The 13,901-nt window shown below is 69.2% G+C and carries 11 protein-coding genes and 1 pseudogene; 5 read left to right on the plus strand and 7 right to left on the minus strand.

Translation table 11 applies throughout. The annotated features are described in order from the left end of the window. Window positions 1-65: 65 nt before the first annotated feature. Complete coding sequence (locus VF592_RS10060) at window positions 66-1,700, plus strand: alkaline phosphatase family protein (protein ID WP_331005493.1); 1,635 nt, start codon at window positions 66-68, stop codon at window positions 1,698-1,700. Here VF592_RS10060 and VF592_RS10065 read toward each other — a convergent pair. The 5 genes from VF592_RS10065 to VF592_RS10085 all read right to left on the minus strand — a co-directional run bounded on the left by VF592_RS10065 (window position 1,697) and on the right by VF592_RS10085 (window position 8,372). Then, on the minus strand, window positions 1,697-2,623 hold the full coding sequence (locus tag VF592_RS10065; RefSeq protein WP_331005494.1) for a right-handed parallel beta-helix repeat-containing protein: 927 nt from the start codon (window positions 2,621-2,623) through the stop codon (window positions 1,697-1,699). The two genes, VF592_RS10060 and VF592_RS10065, sit on opposite strands and share 4 nt — an antisense overlap. A gap of 96 nt (window positions 2,624-2,719) precedes the next feature. After that, window positions 2,720-5,305: a methionine synthase gene (metH, locus tag VF592_RS10070; protein ID WP_331005495.1), complete on the minus strand. Its 2,586-nt coding sequence runs from the start codon at window positions 5,303-5,305 to the stop codon at window positions 2,720-2,722. Window positions 5,306-5,431: 126 nt separating this feature from the next. Further along, window positions 5,432-6,478, minus strand: a complete 1,047-nt coding sequence (locus VF592_RS10075; protein WP_331005496.1) for a homocysteine S-methyltransferase family protein — start codon at window positions 6,476-6,478, stop codon at window positions 5,432-5,434. Next, window positions 6,478-7,422 carry a methylenetetrahydrofolate reductase [NAD(P)H] gene (metF, locus tag VF592_RS10080; protein ID WP_331005497.1) on the minus strand — a complete coding sequence of 315 codons (945 nt, stop codon included), beginning with the start codon at window positions 7,420-7,422 and terminating at the stop codon, window positions 6,478-6,480. Before metF ends, VF592_RS10075 begins: the two co-directional genes overlap by 1 nt. Further along, window positions 7,419-8,372 carry a metalloregulator ArsR/SmtB family transcription factor gene (locus VF592_RS10085; protein WP_331005498.1) on the minus strand — a complete coding sequence of 318 codons (954 nt, stop codon included), beginning with the start codon at window positions 8,370-8,372 and terminating at the stop codon, window positions 7,419-7,421. The genes metF and VF592_RS10085 overlap by 4 nt, the downstream gene beginning before the upstream one ends. 111 nt (window positions 8,373-8,483) lie before the next feature. Here VF592_RS10085 and VF592_RS10090 point away from each other — a divergent pair, with 111 nt between their 5' ends. From VF592_RS10090 to VF592_RS10100, 3 genes are all read left to right on the plus strand, one after another. Further along, a complete protein-coding gene (locus tag VF592_RS10090; protein ID WP_331005499.1) occupies window positions 8,484-8,798 on the plus strand; it encodes a hypothetical protein in 315 nt (104 codons plus the stop codon). 46 nt (window positions 8,799-8,844) lie between these two features. Then, on the plus strand, window positions 8,845-9,009 hold the full coding sequence (locus VF592_RS10095; RefSeq protein ID WP_331005500.1) for a hypothetical protein: 165 nt from the start codon (window positions 8,845-8,847) through the stop codon (window positions 9,007-9,009). Window positions 9,010-9,116: 107 nt separating this feature from the next. Next, window positions 9,117-11,183 (plus strand): EAL domain-containing protein, encoded by a 2,067-nt coding sequence (locus VF592_RS10100; RefSeq protein ID WP_331005501.1) that lies wholly within the window; start codon window positions 9,117-9,119, stop codon window positions 11,181-11,183. 48 nt (window positions 11,184-11,231) lie between these two features. Here the strand turns inward: VF592_RS10100 and VF592_RS10105 are convergent, their stop codons facing one another. Next, entirely contained in the window at window positions 11,232-12,647 is a 1,416-nt protein-coding gene (locus tag VF592_RS10105) for a helix-turn-helix domain-containing protein (protein ID WP_331005502.1), read from the minus strand. Between the two features lie 183 nt (window positions 12,648-12,830). Between VF592_RS10105 and VF592_RS10110 the strand changes: the two genes are divergently transcribed. Further along, complete coding sequence (locus VF592_RS10110) at window positions 12,831-13,493, plus strand: hypothetical protein (protein ID WP_331005503.1); 663 nt, start codon at window positions 12,831-12,833, stop codon at window positions 13,491-13,493. 20 nt (window positions 13,494-13,513) lie between these two features. Here VF592_RS10110 and VF592_RS10115 read toward each other — a convergent pair. Continuing rightward, a pseudogene (locus VF592_RS10115) lies at window positions 13,514-13,897 on the minus strand (DUF4893 domain-containing protein); the annotation flags it as partial. Between the last annotated feature and the right edge of the window lie 4 nt (window positions 13,898-13,901).

The raw sequence follows: 13,901 nt of genomic DNA on the forward strand, positions 1-13,901 counted from the left end.
TCGCCCGCACATAGCGCGGCCAGCCCCGGACCCCAAGGACTGCCGCCATGCCAAGGACCGCTTCCATGAAGACGATGCTCGCCGCCCTCCTCGCCACGGTCGCCGCGCCCCTGCCAGCCCAGACGAACACGCCGACCTCCGTATCCGCGCCGCGCACCCCGCCCAAGCTGATCGTCGCTATCTCGGTCGATCAGCTTTCCGCCGACCTGTTCGCGCAATATCGCCGCCATTTCACCGGCGGCTTCGCGCGGCTGCTGCGCGGGGCGGTGTTCCCCTCCGCCTATCAGGGCCATGCCGCGACCGAGACCTGCCCGGGCCATTCGACGATCCTGACCGGCTATCACCCCGCCCGGACCGGGATCGTCGCCAATACCTGGGTCGACCAGAACGCCCCGCGCGCCGACAAGCTCGTCTATTGCGCAGAGGACGAGCGCGCGCCGGGCTCCGACCACAACAGATACACCGCCTCCGACCTGCACCTGAAAGTGCCGACCTTGGGCGAGCGTCTGAAAGCCGTCACCCCCGCGTCGCGCGTCGTGTCGGTCGCGGGCAAGGATCGCGCCGCGATCATGATGGGCGGCCACAAGGTCGACGAGCTTTGGTGGTGGGACGGCAAGACGTTCAGCTCCTATGCCGGGCGTGCGATCCCGCCGGTCGTGCAGCGGACGCGCGACGCGGTCGCCGCGATGATCGCACAGCCGCAGGAGCCGCTTTCGCTCCCCGCCTTCTGCGCCCCCGTCGACCGTGCCACGCGGATCGGCGAGCAGGTGCTGGGCAGGGGCCGGTTCGAACGCGCCGCCGGCGACACGCGCGCCTTTCGCGCCTCCCCCGCCGCCGACGCCGCCGTGCTCTCGATGGCCGCGGGGCTGATCCAGGACATGAAGCTCGGCCGGGGGCCCGCGGTCGACGTGATCTCGATCGGGGCGTCGGCGACCGACTATATCGGCCACAGCTTCGGCACCGGCGGCACCGAGATGTGCCTGCAGATGGCCGAGCTCGACGCGGCGCTGGCCGGGTTCTTCGAGGTGCTCGACCGGACCGGCGTCGATTATCAGGTGATGCTCACCGCCGATCACGGCGCGCATGACGCGACCGAGCGCCAGCGCGAGCGCGCCATGCCCATGGAGGCGCGCGTCGAACCCGCCTTGTCGTTGAAAGCGATGGACGCCGCGATCGCCGCCGAGTTGAAACTGGCCGGCCCCGTCCTGCTCGCCGCCGAGGGCGACGTGTATATCGACCGGAAACTGCCGCCCGCCACCCGCGCCCGCGTCCTCGCCGCGGCCAAGCGCCGCTATTCGGGCCAGACCCAGGTCGCCGCCGCCCATACCGCCGCCGAGATCGCCGCCACCCCGCTGCCGACCACCCCGCCCGAGACCTGGACGCTGCTGGAGCGCGCCCGCGCCAGCCACGACCCGACACGCTCGGGCGACCTCCTGGTGCTGTTGAAGCCCCGCGTCACCGCGATCGAGAAGCCCGGCCCCGGCTATGTCGAGACGCATGGCAGCCCGTGGGACTATGACCGCCGCGTGCCGCTGCTATTCTGGCGCAAGGGGCAACCCGGCTTCGAGCAGCCGCTATCGGTCGAGACGGTCGACATCCTCCCCACACTGGCCGCGCCGCTCGGGCTCGTCGTGCCCGGCATCGACGGTCGCTGCCTCGACCTCGATCCCGGCGAGGCGGACACCTGCCGACCGCTCTAGCGCACCTGATACGCCTTGATGCCCTCACCCAGCCGGTTCGCGCCGATCGTCACGCGCTCCCCGCTGGCATCGGCGACGAACGCGGGCGAGCGCGTCTCGCCGGGCGCGAGCCTGGCGTCGTTGCCCTCGATGCGCAGTCCGGCCGACGGATATCGCTTCTGCTCGGCCGCGACCACGATCAGCGCGGACCAATTCTCCTTGGCCCGGCCCTGGACGAAGGTGTTGCGCGCGATCAGCCCCGACGCGCCTTCCGGCAAATCAATCATGTAATTGGTCTTGGATCCTCCAACGTCGTCGAAGCTGTTGTCGGTGATCGACACGGTCGCCGCGCGCAATTTAACGTAATGCCCGCCCCGCCCTCGCTCGAAACGCGAATTGGTGACCGTCACCTTGCCCGGCGTGCCCAGATAGATCGAGTGGGCGCAGTCGGGCGTCTCGTCGCACTGGCCCAGCTCGGCGAAGGTCGACCGGTCGATCAGGATCTGGCGCGCATCCTCGACATTGCCGAGTATGCCTTCCTGGCTGTCGAGGAACATGGAGTTGGTGACCGTCAAGTCGCCCGTCTCCAGCCGGATGCCCGCGCCATTGCCGTCGGGCACGCGGATGCCCCGGAATACCAGCCCGTCGACGACCGACCCAGCCCCGCGCAGCACCAGCACCGCCTTGCCCTCGCACGCCGTTCCGTCGAAGATCGCCGTTCCCGGCCGCTCGGCGCGAAAGATGATCCGGCCCGCCTGCTGGATGCCGCAGTCGCGGTGGACGCCGGGCGCGATGGTAATGGTCGCGTCGCGCCCGCGCACCGACATCAGCGCGTCGCCGAGCCTGCCGAACCGTTCGCCCGTTTCCGCCACGAGATAGGGCCCGCCAGTCTGCGCGGCGGCGGGGGCGGCGAGGGCGAGCAGCAGGGCGATGGTGAGGCGCATGGGAGGGATACCTTTCGACTTCCGACCTGCGCGTTCTCGCCCGCCCCGGCTAGGGCGAAACGGCGTTAACGCCCGCGCCGTCCCGAAACGGGCCGGTCAGTCGAGATTGGGCCGCAGCCACCGCTCCGCCTGTTCGATCGGCACGCCGCGCCGGATCGCATATTCTTCCACCTGATCGCGCCCGATCCGCGCCACCCCGAAATATTCGGCCTCGGCATGGCCGAAATAGAAACCCGACACCGCCGCGGTCGGCAGCATCGCGAAGCTGTCGGTCAGCTCCAAGCCGGCCGCGTCCTCCGCCCCCAGCAAGTCGAACAATTGCCGCTTGAGCGAATGTTCCGGACAGGCCGGATAGCCCGGCGCGGGCCGGATGCCGCGATATTTCTCGCGGATCAGCGCCTCGTTGGTCATCTGCTCGCCCTGGGCATAGCCCCACAGGTCGGTGCGGACATGGTGATGCAACGCCTCGGCGAACGCCTCGGCCAAGCGGTCGGCCAATGCTTTCAGCAGGATGTCGTTATAATCGTCATGCCCCGCCTTGTAGGCGGCGATGTGCGGGTCGATCCCGTGGATGCCGACCGCGAACCCGCCGATCCAGTCCCCGGCCGGATCGACGAAATCCGCCAGGCACATATTGGCGCGTCCTTCGCGCTTGGCGATCTGCTGGCGCAGAAAGGGCAGCCGCGTCCCGTCCTCCAGCACCACGTCGTCCCCGTCGCGGCGGCACGCCCACAGCCCGGCCACGCCGCGCGCGGTCAGCCACCGCTCCCGGACGATCCGGTCGAGCATCGCCTGCGCGTCCGCGTACAGCCCGCGCGCGCTTTCCCCCACCACCGCGTCATCGAGGATCGCGGGAAAGGTGCCCGCCAGCTCCCAGGCGCGGAAGAAGGGCGTCCAGTCGACGTAGCGGCGCAGGTCGGCCAGGTCCCAGGCGTCGAACCGGTGCACCCCAGGCTTCGCGGCCGCCGGGGCCTTCAGCGCCATGTCCGCCGGAAAGCCCCGCGCCCGTGCCTCGGCGATCGGCAGCAGATCGTTATTGCCCCGCCCCGCCCGCGCCTCGCGCACCGCGTGATAGTCGGCCGCGATCCCCGCGACATAGTCGTCGCGGGTCGTGTCGCTCACCAACGTCGTCGCGACGCCCACCGCGCGGCTGGCGTCGAGGACGTGCACGACCGGCCCGTCATAGGCCGGAGCGATGCGCAGCGCGGTATGGACCTTCGACGTCGTCGCGCCGCCGATCAGCAGGGGCATCGCCATCCCCGCGCGCTTCATCTCCTCCGCTACGGTCACCATCTCGTCCAGCGAGGGCGTGATCAGCCCCGACAGCCCGATCATGTCGGCGTCGTTCTCGTTGGCGGCCTCCAGGATCTTCGACCAGGGCACCATGACGCCCAGATCGACTACGTCGAATCCGTTGCACTGGAGAACGACGCCGACGATGTTCTTGCCGATATCGTGCACGTCGCCCTTGACGGTCGCCATCACGATCTTGCCCTTGCCGCGCGCGCCGGGCTCCTTGGACGCCTCGATATAGGGCAGCAGGTGCGCCACCGCCTTTTTCATTACCCGCGCCGATTTGACGACTTGCGGCAGGAACATCTTGCCCGATCCGAACAGGTCGCCGACGACGTTCATCCCGTCCATCAACGGCCCCTCGATCACCTCGATCGGGCGCGAATAGCCCTGCCGCGCTTCTTCCGTGTCCTCGACGACATGCGCGTCGATGCCCTTGACCAGCGCATGTTCCAGCCGTCGACGCACGTCCCAGCCGCGCCATTCCGCCGCCTGCGCCTCGACCACCGGGTCCGATCCGCGATAGCGTTCGGCGAGCACGATCAGCCGCTCGGTCGCGCCGGGATCGCGGTTGAGGATCACGTCCTCGCACGCCGTCTTCAGTTCGGCGTCGATCGTGTCGTACACGTCGAGCTGTCCGGCATTGACGATCGCCATGTCGAGCCCCGCCGGGATCGCATGGTAGAGGAACACCGAATGCATCGCGCGGCGCACCGGCTCGTTGCCGCGGAACGAGAAGCTCAGGTTCGACAGCCCGCCCGAGATATGGACGTGCGGGCACCGCGTCTTGATCGCGCGGCACGCCTGGATGAAGTCGACCGCATAGTTGTTGTGCTCCTCGATCCCGGTCGCGACCGCGAAGATGTTGGGATCGAAGATGATGTCCTCCGGCGGAAAGCCGATGCCGGTCAGCAGGTCGTAGGCCCGCGCGCAGATCTCGACCTTGCGCGCCTCGGTGTCCGCCTGGCCGACCTCGTCGAAGGCCATCACGACCACCGCCGCGCCGTACGCCATGCAGGTGCGAGCCTGAGAGAGAAACTGAGCTTCGCCCTCCTTCATGCTGATCGAGTTGACGATCGGCTTGCCCGACACGCATTTCAGCCCCGCCTCGATCACGCTCCATTTCGAGCTGTCGACCATGAACGGGATGCGCGCGATGTCCGGCTCGGCCGCGATCAGCTTCAGAAAGGTGGTCATGGCTTGGGTGCCGTCGAGCAGCCCCTCGTCCATGTTGACGTCGAGCACCTGGGCGCCGGCCTCGACCTGCTGACGCGCGACCTCGACCGCGGCCGGATAGTCGCCCGCCATGATCAGCTTCTTGAACCGGGCCGAGCCGGTGACGTTGGTGCGCTCGCCGATATTGACGAACTGGGCGGTGGTGAGGGTCATCTGATGCCTTCTCCCTCTCCCCTTGGGAAGAGGGCCGGGGAAAGGGGCCGTTCGAGGGAGAGGATGGGCGCTCTGGACGGCTCCTCTCCCCAACCCTCTCCCCGACGGGGAGAGGGAGTATGAAAATCACGCCGCCATCGTCATCGGCTCCAGCCCCGCCAGCCGCGTCCTGACCGCGGGCGTCGGCACGCGGCGCGGCGCCAGCCCCGCCACGCCGTCCGCGATCGCGCGGATATGCGCCGGGGTCGACCCGCAGCACCCGCCCAGCACGTTGACCTGCCCCGCCCGCGCCCATTCCCCGACCAGCCCGGCCGTCGTCGCCGGCGCCTCGTCATAGGCGCCCAGCTCGTTGGGCAAGCCAGCGTTCGGATAGACCATGATCAGCGTGTCGGCGATCTCCGACAGGGTACGAACATGCGGCCGCAACTGCTCGGCGCCGAACGAACAATTCAGGCCGATGGTGACCGGCTTGGCGTGGCGGACCGCGTACCAGAACGCCTCCACCGTATGCCCGGACAGGTTCCGCCCCGACAGGTCGGTCAGGGTTATCGACAGCATGATCGGCAGGTCGCGCCCAAGGGCCCATCCTGCCTCCAACGCGGCCATGATCCCCGCCTTGGCGTTGAGCGTATCGAACACCGTCTCGATCAGCACGAAATCGACCCCGCCCTCCACCAGCGCGTCGATCTGGTCGCGGTACACGCCCTTCAGATGGTCGAAATCGATCTCGCGATAACCCGGATCGTTGACGTCCGGGCTCAGCGACAGCGTCTTGTTGGTCGGCCCGATCGCCCCCGCGACGAAGCGCGGGCGGCCATCGCACGCTTCCGCCGCATCGGCCTCCTCGCGTGCGATCCGTGCGGAGGCGAGGTTGATGTCGCGCACCAGATGCTCCGCCCCGTAATCCGCCTGGCTGATCAGGTTCGCGGAAAAGGTGTTGGTCGACACGATGTCCGACCCCGCCTCCAGATACGCCCGCGTGATCGCGCGCGGCACCTCGGGCATGGTCAGCGCGAGGATGTCGTTATTCCCCTTCTGGTCATGGCCGAGCCCGAGCTCGCCCGCATAGGCCCCTTCGTCCAGCTTCCAGTTCTGAATCTCGGTCCCGAACGCCCCGTCGGTGATCAGGATGCGCTTTTCGGCCTCCGCCAGCAGCTTGGCACGTGCGCCCATCACGCCGCCTCCGCCCGGATCGCTGCCTTGGGCCTAAGCCCGAGCATGTGGCAGATCGCATAGGCCAGCTCCGCCTTGTTGAGCGTGTAGAAATGGAATTCGCGCACGCCGCCCGCATAGAGGCGCCGGCACATCTCGGCCGCGATCGTCGCCGCGACGAGCTGGCGGGCGCCGGGATGGTCGTCCAGCCCTTCGAACAACCGGTCCATCCAGTCGGGGATCGCCGCGCCGCACTGGCCCGCGAACCGGCGGACCTGGGCCACGCTCATCACCGGCAGGATGCCCGGCACGATTTCCGCCGTGATCCCCGCCGCCGCCGCCCGGTCACGAAACCGGAAATAGACGTCGGGCGAGAAGAAGAACTGCGTGATCGCGCGGTTCGCCCCGGCGTCGATCTTGCGCTTCAGATTGTCAAGGTCGCTTTGATCGCACGGCGAATCGGGATGCCGCTCCGGATAGGCCGCGACCGAGATCTCGAACGGGTGCAGCCTGCGCAGCCCCGCCACCAACGCCGCCGCATTCTCATAGCCGCCGGGATGCGGCGCGAAGGGGGTGTCGGGCGTGGGCGGGTCGCCACGCAATGCGACGATGTGGCGCACGCCCGCCGCCCAATAGTCGGTCGCGACCTGATCGATCTCCTCGCGCGAGGCCTCGACGCAGGTCAGGTGCGCCGCGGCGGCGAGCGGTGTCTCGCGCTGGATGCGCGCCACCGTGGCATGCGTCCGCTCGCGCGTCGACCCGCCCGCGCCATAGGTGACCGACACGAAACGCGGACCCAGCGGCGCCAACATCTCGACCGCGCTCCACAATTGCGCGTCCATCTTGTCCGATTTCGGTGGAAAGAATTCGAACGACACGGCCATGTCGCCCGCCAGATCGGCGAACATCGGTTCGGCGAGCGCGCGCCGCGCCTCGTCCATCTGCGGGACCGTAAGTGTCGTCATGCCGCCCTCACCTCCTTCAATCGCGCGCCGGGGCGTCGCCCGAGCCATAATTTCACCGTCAGCTCGCCGCCCTCCAGCGTCTCGGTCCGTGTCGATGCGAGGCCCGCCGCCTCGAACCAGCCCGCCACCTGCTCGTCCGAAAAGCCCAGCCGCGCATGAGCGTCGCGCTGGCGCAGTTCCTCGCGGCCATGCGGTGCGAAATCGGCGATCAGCAACCGTCCCCCCGGCCCCAGCACCCGCGCCGCCTCGGCAATGGCGAGATCAGGCGCCTCGGCGAAGTGGAGCACGTGATGGAGGATCGCCAGGTCCGCCTGCGCGCTGCCGATCGGCAGGCGGTACAGGTCTGCCTGGCGGAGTTCGGTATTGGCGCGGTCGTGGAGCTTGGCGCGCGCCAGGCGCAGCATCTCGGACGAACGGTCGATCCCGATCGCCTCGCGCGCGCGCTCCCCGAACAGTTCGAGCATCCGCCCGGTGCCCGTGCCGATATCGACCAGCACCCCCACCGGTGCCTCGCCCAGCATCGCCGCCATCGCCGCCTCGACCTGGCTCTCGGCGATGTGGAGCGACCGGATCGCGTCCCATTCGCCTGCATGGGCCTCGAACCACGCCGCCGCCGCCGTTGCGCGGTCCGCGCGCACCGCCGCCAGCCGCGCGAGATCGGCCGCGACCCACTCGTCCAACCGCCCGCGTCCCCAGGCGTCGAGCGCCGCGCTCACGGGGGCGACGACCAGGTCGGGGCCCAGCGCGACGAATACCCAGCTCCCCTCCTTGCGACGATCCGCCAGCCCGGCGTCGATCAGGATCTTGACATGGCGCGACACGCGCGGCTGGCTTTGGCCGAGCACCTGGGCCAGTTCGCCCACCGACAGCTCCATGCGCTGCACCAACGCCAGGATGCGCAGCCGCGTCGCGTCCGCCAGGGCGCGAAAGATGTCGAGCGGCTCCGTCATGATATAAGGATATAAAGATATCTTTATATGGGGTCAACCGACCATCCCGACGGACCCGGAACGACTTCCCCGCGTTCTCCGTCCTGGATATAATCATTAAAAGGTATGTCGATGAAGAAGCTTGCCCTCCCGATTGCGGCCGCGCTCGCGCTCGCCGCATGCAGCCAGAACGCCCAGAACGAGAGCGCCGAGGCCGCGAACGCCACCGCCGCCGATGCATCCGCCGCCACGGGAGAGGCGGTGGAGGATGTCGACGCCGCGACCGAGAACGCCTTTGGTTCGGCCGAGCAGTCGGTCGATCAGGCAGGCCGCTCGATCGAGAACGGCGCGGACGCGACCGGTGCCGCGATCGGCAACGGCGCCGACGCGGTCGCCGACGCCACGCGCAACGCGATGACCCGCGCGGGCAAGGCGATCGAGGATTGAGGATCCACCCCCTCCCGCTTTCGCGGGAGGGGGTTATGGTCGGCCGATGCGCCTCTCCATTTTCTCCTTTGCCCTGCTTCTCGCCGCCTGCTCGGCCACGCCTGACGAGCCCGGTCAGGTCACCACCGACGAAGCGCGCCAGCTGAACGACGCCGCCGAGATGCTCGACGCCAACAGCATCGACCTGAACGAGGTCGTGGAGGCCGAGTGACTGTCCTTCACCGCTCGGGCGCGACCAGCCCGTCCGAGGTGACCGCCTAACCTGCGTTAACCGCGATGCGAAACGCGCTCGCAATCCGCGCTCGGCTAATCGGCCGCATGAGTTCGTCGCCCCAGACAGCCCGACCGTCCCGGCTCCGACGGCTGTTCGCCTCCGAAGAGCGCGGCACGACGTCCGAGCAGCTCGAACTGGAACGCGGCCGCCTGGCGCTCACGCTCGTGCGGGAGTTCGAGGCGCAGGGCGCGGGCTGGTTCTGGCGCACCGACCGCGACGGCGAGATGACCTATCTGTCGGCCAAGGTCGTCGCGGTGATCGCCGACACGGCCGGCGGCGGCGGCCCCTTTTCCCGCCTGTTCCGCACCGACGAGGACGGCCACAACAAGCGCACGCTCGCTTTTCACCTGTCGTCGCGTACCGCCTTCACCGACCTGTCGGTCACGACGGCGGGCGCCGGCGAGGATCGCTGGTGGTCCGTCTCCGGGCGGCCGTTGTTCGATGAATTCGGCGGCTTTCACGGCTTCGCCGGCCATGGCAGCGACCTGACCGAAAAGCGCCGGTCGGAGGCGGAGATCACCAAGCTCGCGCTGTTCGACGGTCTTACCGGGCTCGCCAACCGCCAGCGGATGAAGGTATCGCTCGACGGAACCTTGTCGACCGCAGGCGCCGGCTACCGCGCGAACGCGCTGCTGCTGCTCGACCTGGATCGGTTCAAGGCCGTCAACGATACGCTGGGCCACCAGACCGGCGACGCGCTGCTGCAGCAGGTGGCACAGCGCCTTACCCGTTCCATCGGCGACGCCGGGCTCGTCGGGCGGCTCGGCGGCGATGAATTCCAGGTATTGCTATGCGGCGAAGGCAATCGCGAGCGCGTCGCCGATCTGGCCCGCGACCTTATCGGCGCGCTCAGCCAGCCTTATTTTATCGGCGGATCGTCGATATCGATCGGCTGCTCGATCGGTGTCGCCATCGCGCCGGAGGACGGAAGCGACGCCGACACGCTGGTCCGCAACGCCGACCTCGCGCTCTATGCCGCCAAGGCCGACGGACGCGGCCTTCATCGCTTCTATCGCCCCGAATTGCTGGCGGGGGCACAAGGGCGCAAGCGGCTCGAGGACGATCTGCGCCTCGCGCTGCAGTCCAACCAGCTCCATGTCGCCTACCAGCCCGTGGTCTGCGCGAACAGCACGCGCATCGTCGGATTCGAGGCGCTGGTCCGCTGGAACCATCCGACCCGGGGCGCCGTGTCCCCGGCCGAGTTCATCCCGGTCGCGGAGGAATGCGGGATGATCGAGGCGATCGGCGAATGGGTGCTCCGCTCCGCGACGCGCGACGCGGCCACCTGGGGTCCCGACATCCGACTGGCGGTCAACGTGTCGCCGATCCAGTTCAGCAACCCCGCCCTCCCCAGCATCGTGATGAGCGCGCTCGCTGGCAGCGGGGTCGCCCCCGGCCGGCTCGAGCTGGAGATCACCGAATCGGTCTTCCTGACCGACTCGGCGGCGTCGGACCGGATGTTCGCGGCGTTGAAAGGCGTGGGCGTGCGGCTCGCGCTCGACGATTTCGGCACCGGCTATTCCTCGCTCGGCTATTTGCGGTCGGCGCCCTTCGACAAGATCAAGATCGACCAGAGCTTCGTGCGCGGCGCCGCCATGGCGGGCAGCCGCAATGCGGCGATCATCCAGGCGATCGTCACGCTGGCCACCGCGCTGGGCATGGAGACGACCGCGGAGGGCGTCGAGGTGCAGGACGAGATCGAGCTCGTCCGCAATCTGGGATGCTCTCACATCCAGGGCTATGTCTATGGCCGACCGATGCGGCAGGATCAGGTGCTCGAACTCGTCGCGGCCGATGGCGGTCATGCCAGCGCGGCAGGGTTCAAGATCAGCCGGCCGCCCCGTGTCCGCATGTTCCGTCAGGTACGCCTCGAAATAGGGAGCGGAAGCGTCACCGTACGCATCCGCAACCTGTCCGCGACGGGCGCGATGGTCGACAATATCGACCTGACCGGCTGCCCCATCGGCACCCCGCTCCGGATCGAACTCGTCGAGGATCAGATGGTCGACGGGCATCTGCGCTGGGTCGGGGACGGCCGCGCCGGCATCGGCTTCGTCGAAAGCTTCAACCCGGACCGGCTGAGCGCGATCCGGCCGGGCGGGCGCGGCTAGCATCGTTCGCCCGGCGCCCGGCGGACCGCCGGCACCGGAGTTTGCCCCTCAGTCGGCCACGAAGGTCAGTGCGCTCACCCGGCGTTCGCGCTCGTTGATCACCAACGCCCTGCCCGCCGGCGCGGCGGAGCGCTGCGGGCAGTCCGGGCGCAGGCACGCGCGGCAACCCAGCCCGATCGGGGTCGCGTCGCCGTCCATGTCTACACCGCGCGCCGCCGCGAGCACGCCCGCCGACGCCGCCTCCACACCCAATCCCACCGCGAATTCCGCCGCGATGCCCCCATAGCGCCGCCCCTGCGGGGTGACGGTGCGCGCCAGGGTGAACCAGCGGGCTCCCGGTTCCGAACCGACGCCCTCCAGCTCGACCAACTGCACCGCCAGCGTCCCCGGCCGATCGAACGCGTGGTGCAGCCGCCACAAGGGGCAACGTCCTTCCGCCTCGACCAGCGCCGCGCCGCTCGCGCCACCATAACGCTTGGACGACTGCCCCGCGCGGTCGACCCGGATCATGAAGAAAGGCAGGCCCCGCGCGCCTACCCGCTGCAACGTCGTCAGCCGGTGCGCCACCTGCTCGAACCCCGCGCCGAATCGGCGCTGGAGCAGTTCCAGGTCATAGCCCGTCGCCTCGCACGCGCGCAGGAAGCGGGCATAGGGCATCATCAGCGCCGCCGCGAAATAGCTCAGCAGGTGACGGCGATAAAGGCGTTCGGCGGCGCGGTCGGTCATCCCCGCGCCCTTGACCAGCGCGTCGATCTCGCCGCGCACCTCGGTCAGCGCCAGTTGATAGGCGGCCGCGAAGGTGCGCGACGCGGTGTCGAGCAATTCGCTCAATTGCAATTGCCGTGCATGGAGGTCGAGCCGGCGCAGCACGTCGGGCAGCACGTCGACCGGCAGTACCCGGATCGTCAGCCCGTGCTTGACGCGCAGCCGCTCGCCGATCGCCCCGTACAGGTCCCCCGATCGCAGCCGCAATTCGTCCGCCAGCGCCTCCGCGCGCTCGTCCAGATCGGCGAAGTGATTGCGCCACCGCTCGATCTCGCGTCGGACCCTCGCGACCGGGTCGTCGGCGTCGGGTCGCCCCGCCCCGGCGGGACCGTCGGCGCTTCCGCCCAGCCGGTCATAGACGCGCGCGAACGCTTCGGCGCCGCCCGGCGCGGCGGCCAACCATTCGGCCATCTCGTTGCGGTCCACGCCCAGATCGGCGAACATCGGGTCGGCCAGCCGCCGCCGCATCGCCTCCGCTCCGCCCCCCGGCTCCGCGGCCGCCAGCGCGCGCGGGTCGAGGTCGAAACGCTCCGCCAGCTTCATCAGCACGCCCGCGGTGACGGGTCGCTGGTTGCGCTCGATCAGGTTCTGGTAACTGGCCGAGATGCCCAGCGCCTCGGCGAACGCCGCCTGGCTCAGACCGACCTCATGCCGCAGCCGGCGTACCGCATGGCCCGCGAAGATCTTGCGTTCGGCCATGTCCTACGGAGTCCGATCCATGTGCGTGCGACGAATGCCGTCCCCGCCCATGTCTGTAAACAGTTCACATTCCACCAACGCCACCGTCGGCCGAGACGCGCATCGCGCATCGCCCGATTTTTTGGGCTGTCTTCCGCGCGGCCTTTGCGCCAGATCGCGATTCTGTACCGGACGGACAAGCCCATGCGTATCATCGTGACATCCCTCGCCGCGCTCGCCCTGTGGCTCGGTGCCGCTCCCTCCGCCCAGGCGGCGGTGACGATCACCTTCTGGTCGCACGAACTGGGCAACGACTTCCCGCACGCCTTCTTCACCCTGCGCGGGGTGCCCGATGCTGGCGGCCCGCCGGTTGACATCAGCTATGGCTACACGCTGCGCACGGTCAGCCCGGCCGCGCTGTTCGGCCCCGTTCCCGCCCGGCTCGACCTGACGACGCAGGGATATATGCGGCGCAGCGACGCGCGCTTCTCGATGATGCTGACCGACGCGCAATATCGCGCCATGGTCTCGCTCGCCTATGAGTGGAGTCAGCCGGACATCCTTTACGACATCGGCACCCGCAACTGCGTTCATTTCACCAAGGAAGCGGCGCGGCGGCTGGGGCTCGCCGGGGTCGACCAGCCCCGGCTCATGAAGAAGCCGCGCAGCTATCTCGAAGCGGTTGCCGCCGCGAATACGGGCCGGGTCACGCGGGTGGCGCTGGACGGCGACGAGTATTTCGCGGGATTGCCGCCCCTGCCCGCGCCCGCCGTCGCGCCCCGGCTGGCCGTGGTGCCTCCACCGGTCGTTCCCACGCGCTCGGGCACCAGCTCGATCACGTCGAGCAGCGATTCGAACCGGGGATAGGGCAGCACCAGCCGCCACCGCGCCGCGCCGATTCGCTCGACCGCGCCGACCATATCACGTTGCCGATCGCGGCCATACCGCATGGCCTTGCGCTCCTCGCCGATCGCCAGCGTTCCCAGGAACACCGCGCGCCCGGTGGTGTCGGGGTAGAGTTGCCCGACAGGGCGCTGCGACCCGTCGATCTTGGTGAACCGGCGGTCCTCGCCGACGCGGCACCGGAACGGGTCATAGGCGACGAAGGCGAGCCCACCCGCCCCCTGCGCCCCCAGCTTGAACGTCCGGCATCGATAGCTTCCCGCCGGCGGCATCGCGTCGCGCAGCGCCCGGTCGGGATCGAACAGGGCCGGGTCGGCGGTGATCGTCGCCGCGCCCCCGCCCGCCCGCGCCGCCGGCAACGCGGCCATCCAC

The sequence above is a fragment of the Sphingomonas sp. genome (assembly GCF_036388435.1).
Classification (GTDB): Bacteria; Pseudomonadota; Alphaproteobacteria; order Sphingomonadales; family Sphingomonadaceae; genus Sphingomonas.

Excerpts from the sequence above, each read along its gene's own strand:
- VF592_RS10110 (WP_331005503.1), top strand. The coding sequence starts at position 12,831 with ATGCGTATCATCGTGACATCCCTCGCCGCGCTCGCCCTGTGGCTCGGT.
- VF592_RS10060 (WP_331005493.1), top strand. The coding sequence starts at position 66 with ATGAAGACGATGCTCGCCGCCCTCCTCGCCACGGTCGCCGCGCCCCTG.
- VF592_RS10065 (WP_331005494.1), bottom strand. The coding sequence starts at position 2,623 with ATGCGCCTCACCATCGCCCTGCTGCTCGCCCTCGCCGCCCCCGCCGCC.
- VF592_RS10100 (WP_331005501.1), top strand. The coding sequence starts at position 9,117 with ATGAGTTCGTCGCCCCAGACAGCCCGACCGTCCCGGCTCCGACGGCTG.
- VF592_RS10085 (WP_331005498.1), bottom strand. The coding sequence starts at position 8,372 with ATGACGGAGCCGCTCGACATCTTTCGCGCCCTGGCGGACGCGACGCGG.
- VF592_RS10095 (WP_331005500.1), top strand. The coding sequence starts at position 8,845 with ATGCGCCTCTCCATTTTCTCCTTTGCCCTGCTTCTCGCCGCCTGCTCG.
- metF (WP_331005497.1), bottom strand. The coding sequence starts at position 7,422 with ATGACGACACTTACGGTCCCGCAGATGGACGAGGCGCGGCGCGCGCTC.
- metH (WP_331005495.1), bottom strand. The coding sequence starts at position 5,305 with ATGACCCTCACCACCGCCCAGTTCGTCAATATCGGCGAGCGCACCAAC.
- VF592_RS10075 (WP_331005496.1), bottom strand. The coding sequence starts at position 6,478 with ATGGGCGCACGTGCCAAGCTGCTGGCGGAGGCCGAAAAGCGCATCCTG.
- VF592_RS10105 (WP_331005502.1), bottom strand. The coding sequence starts at position 12,647 with ATGGCCGAACGCAAGATCTTCGCGGGCCATGCGGTACGCCGGCTGCGG.
- VF592_RS10090 (WP_331005499.1), top strand. The coding sequence starts at position 8,484 with ATGAAGAAGCTTGCCCTCCCGATTGCGGCCGCGCTCGCGCTCGCCGCA.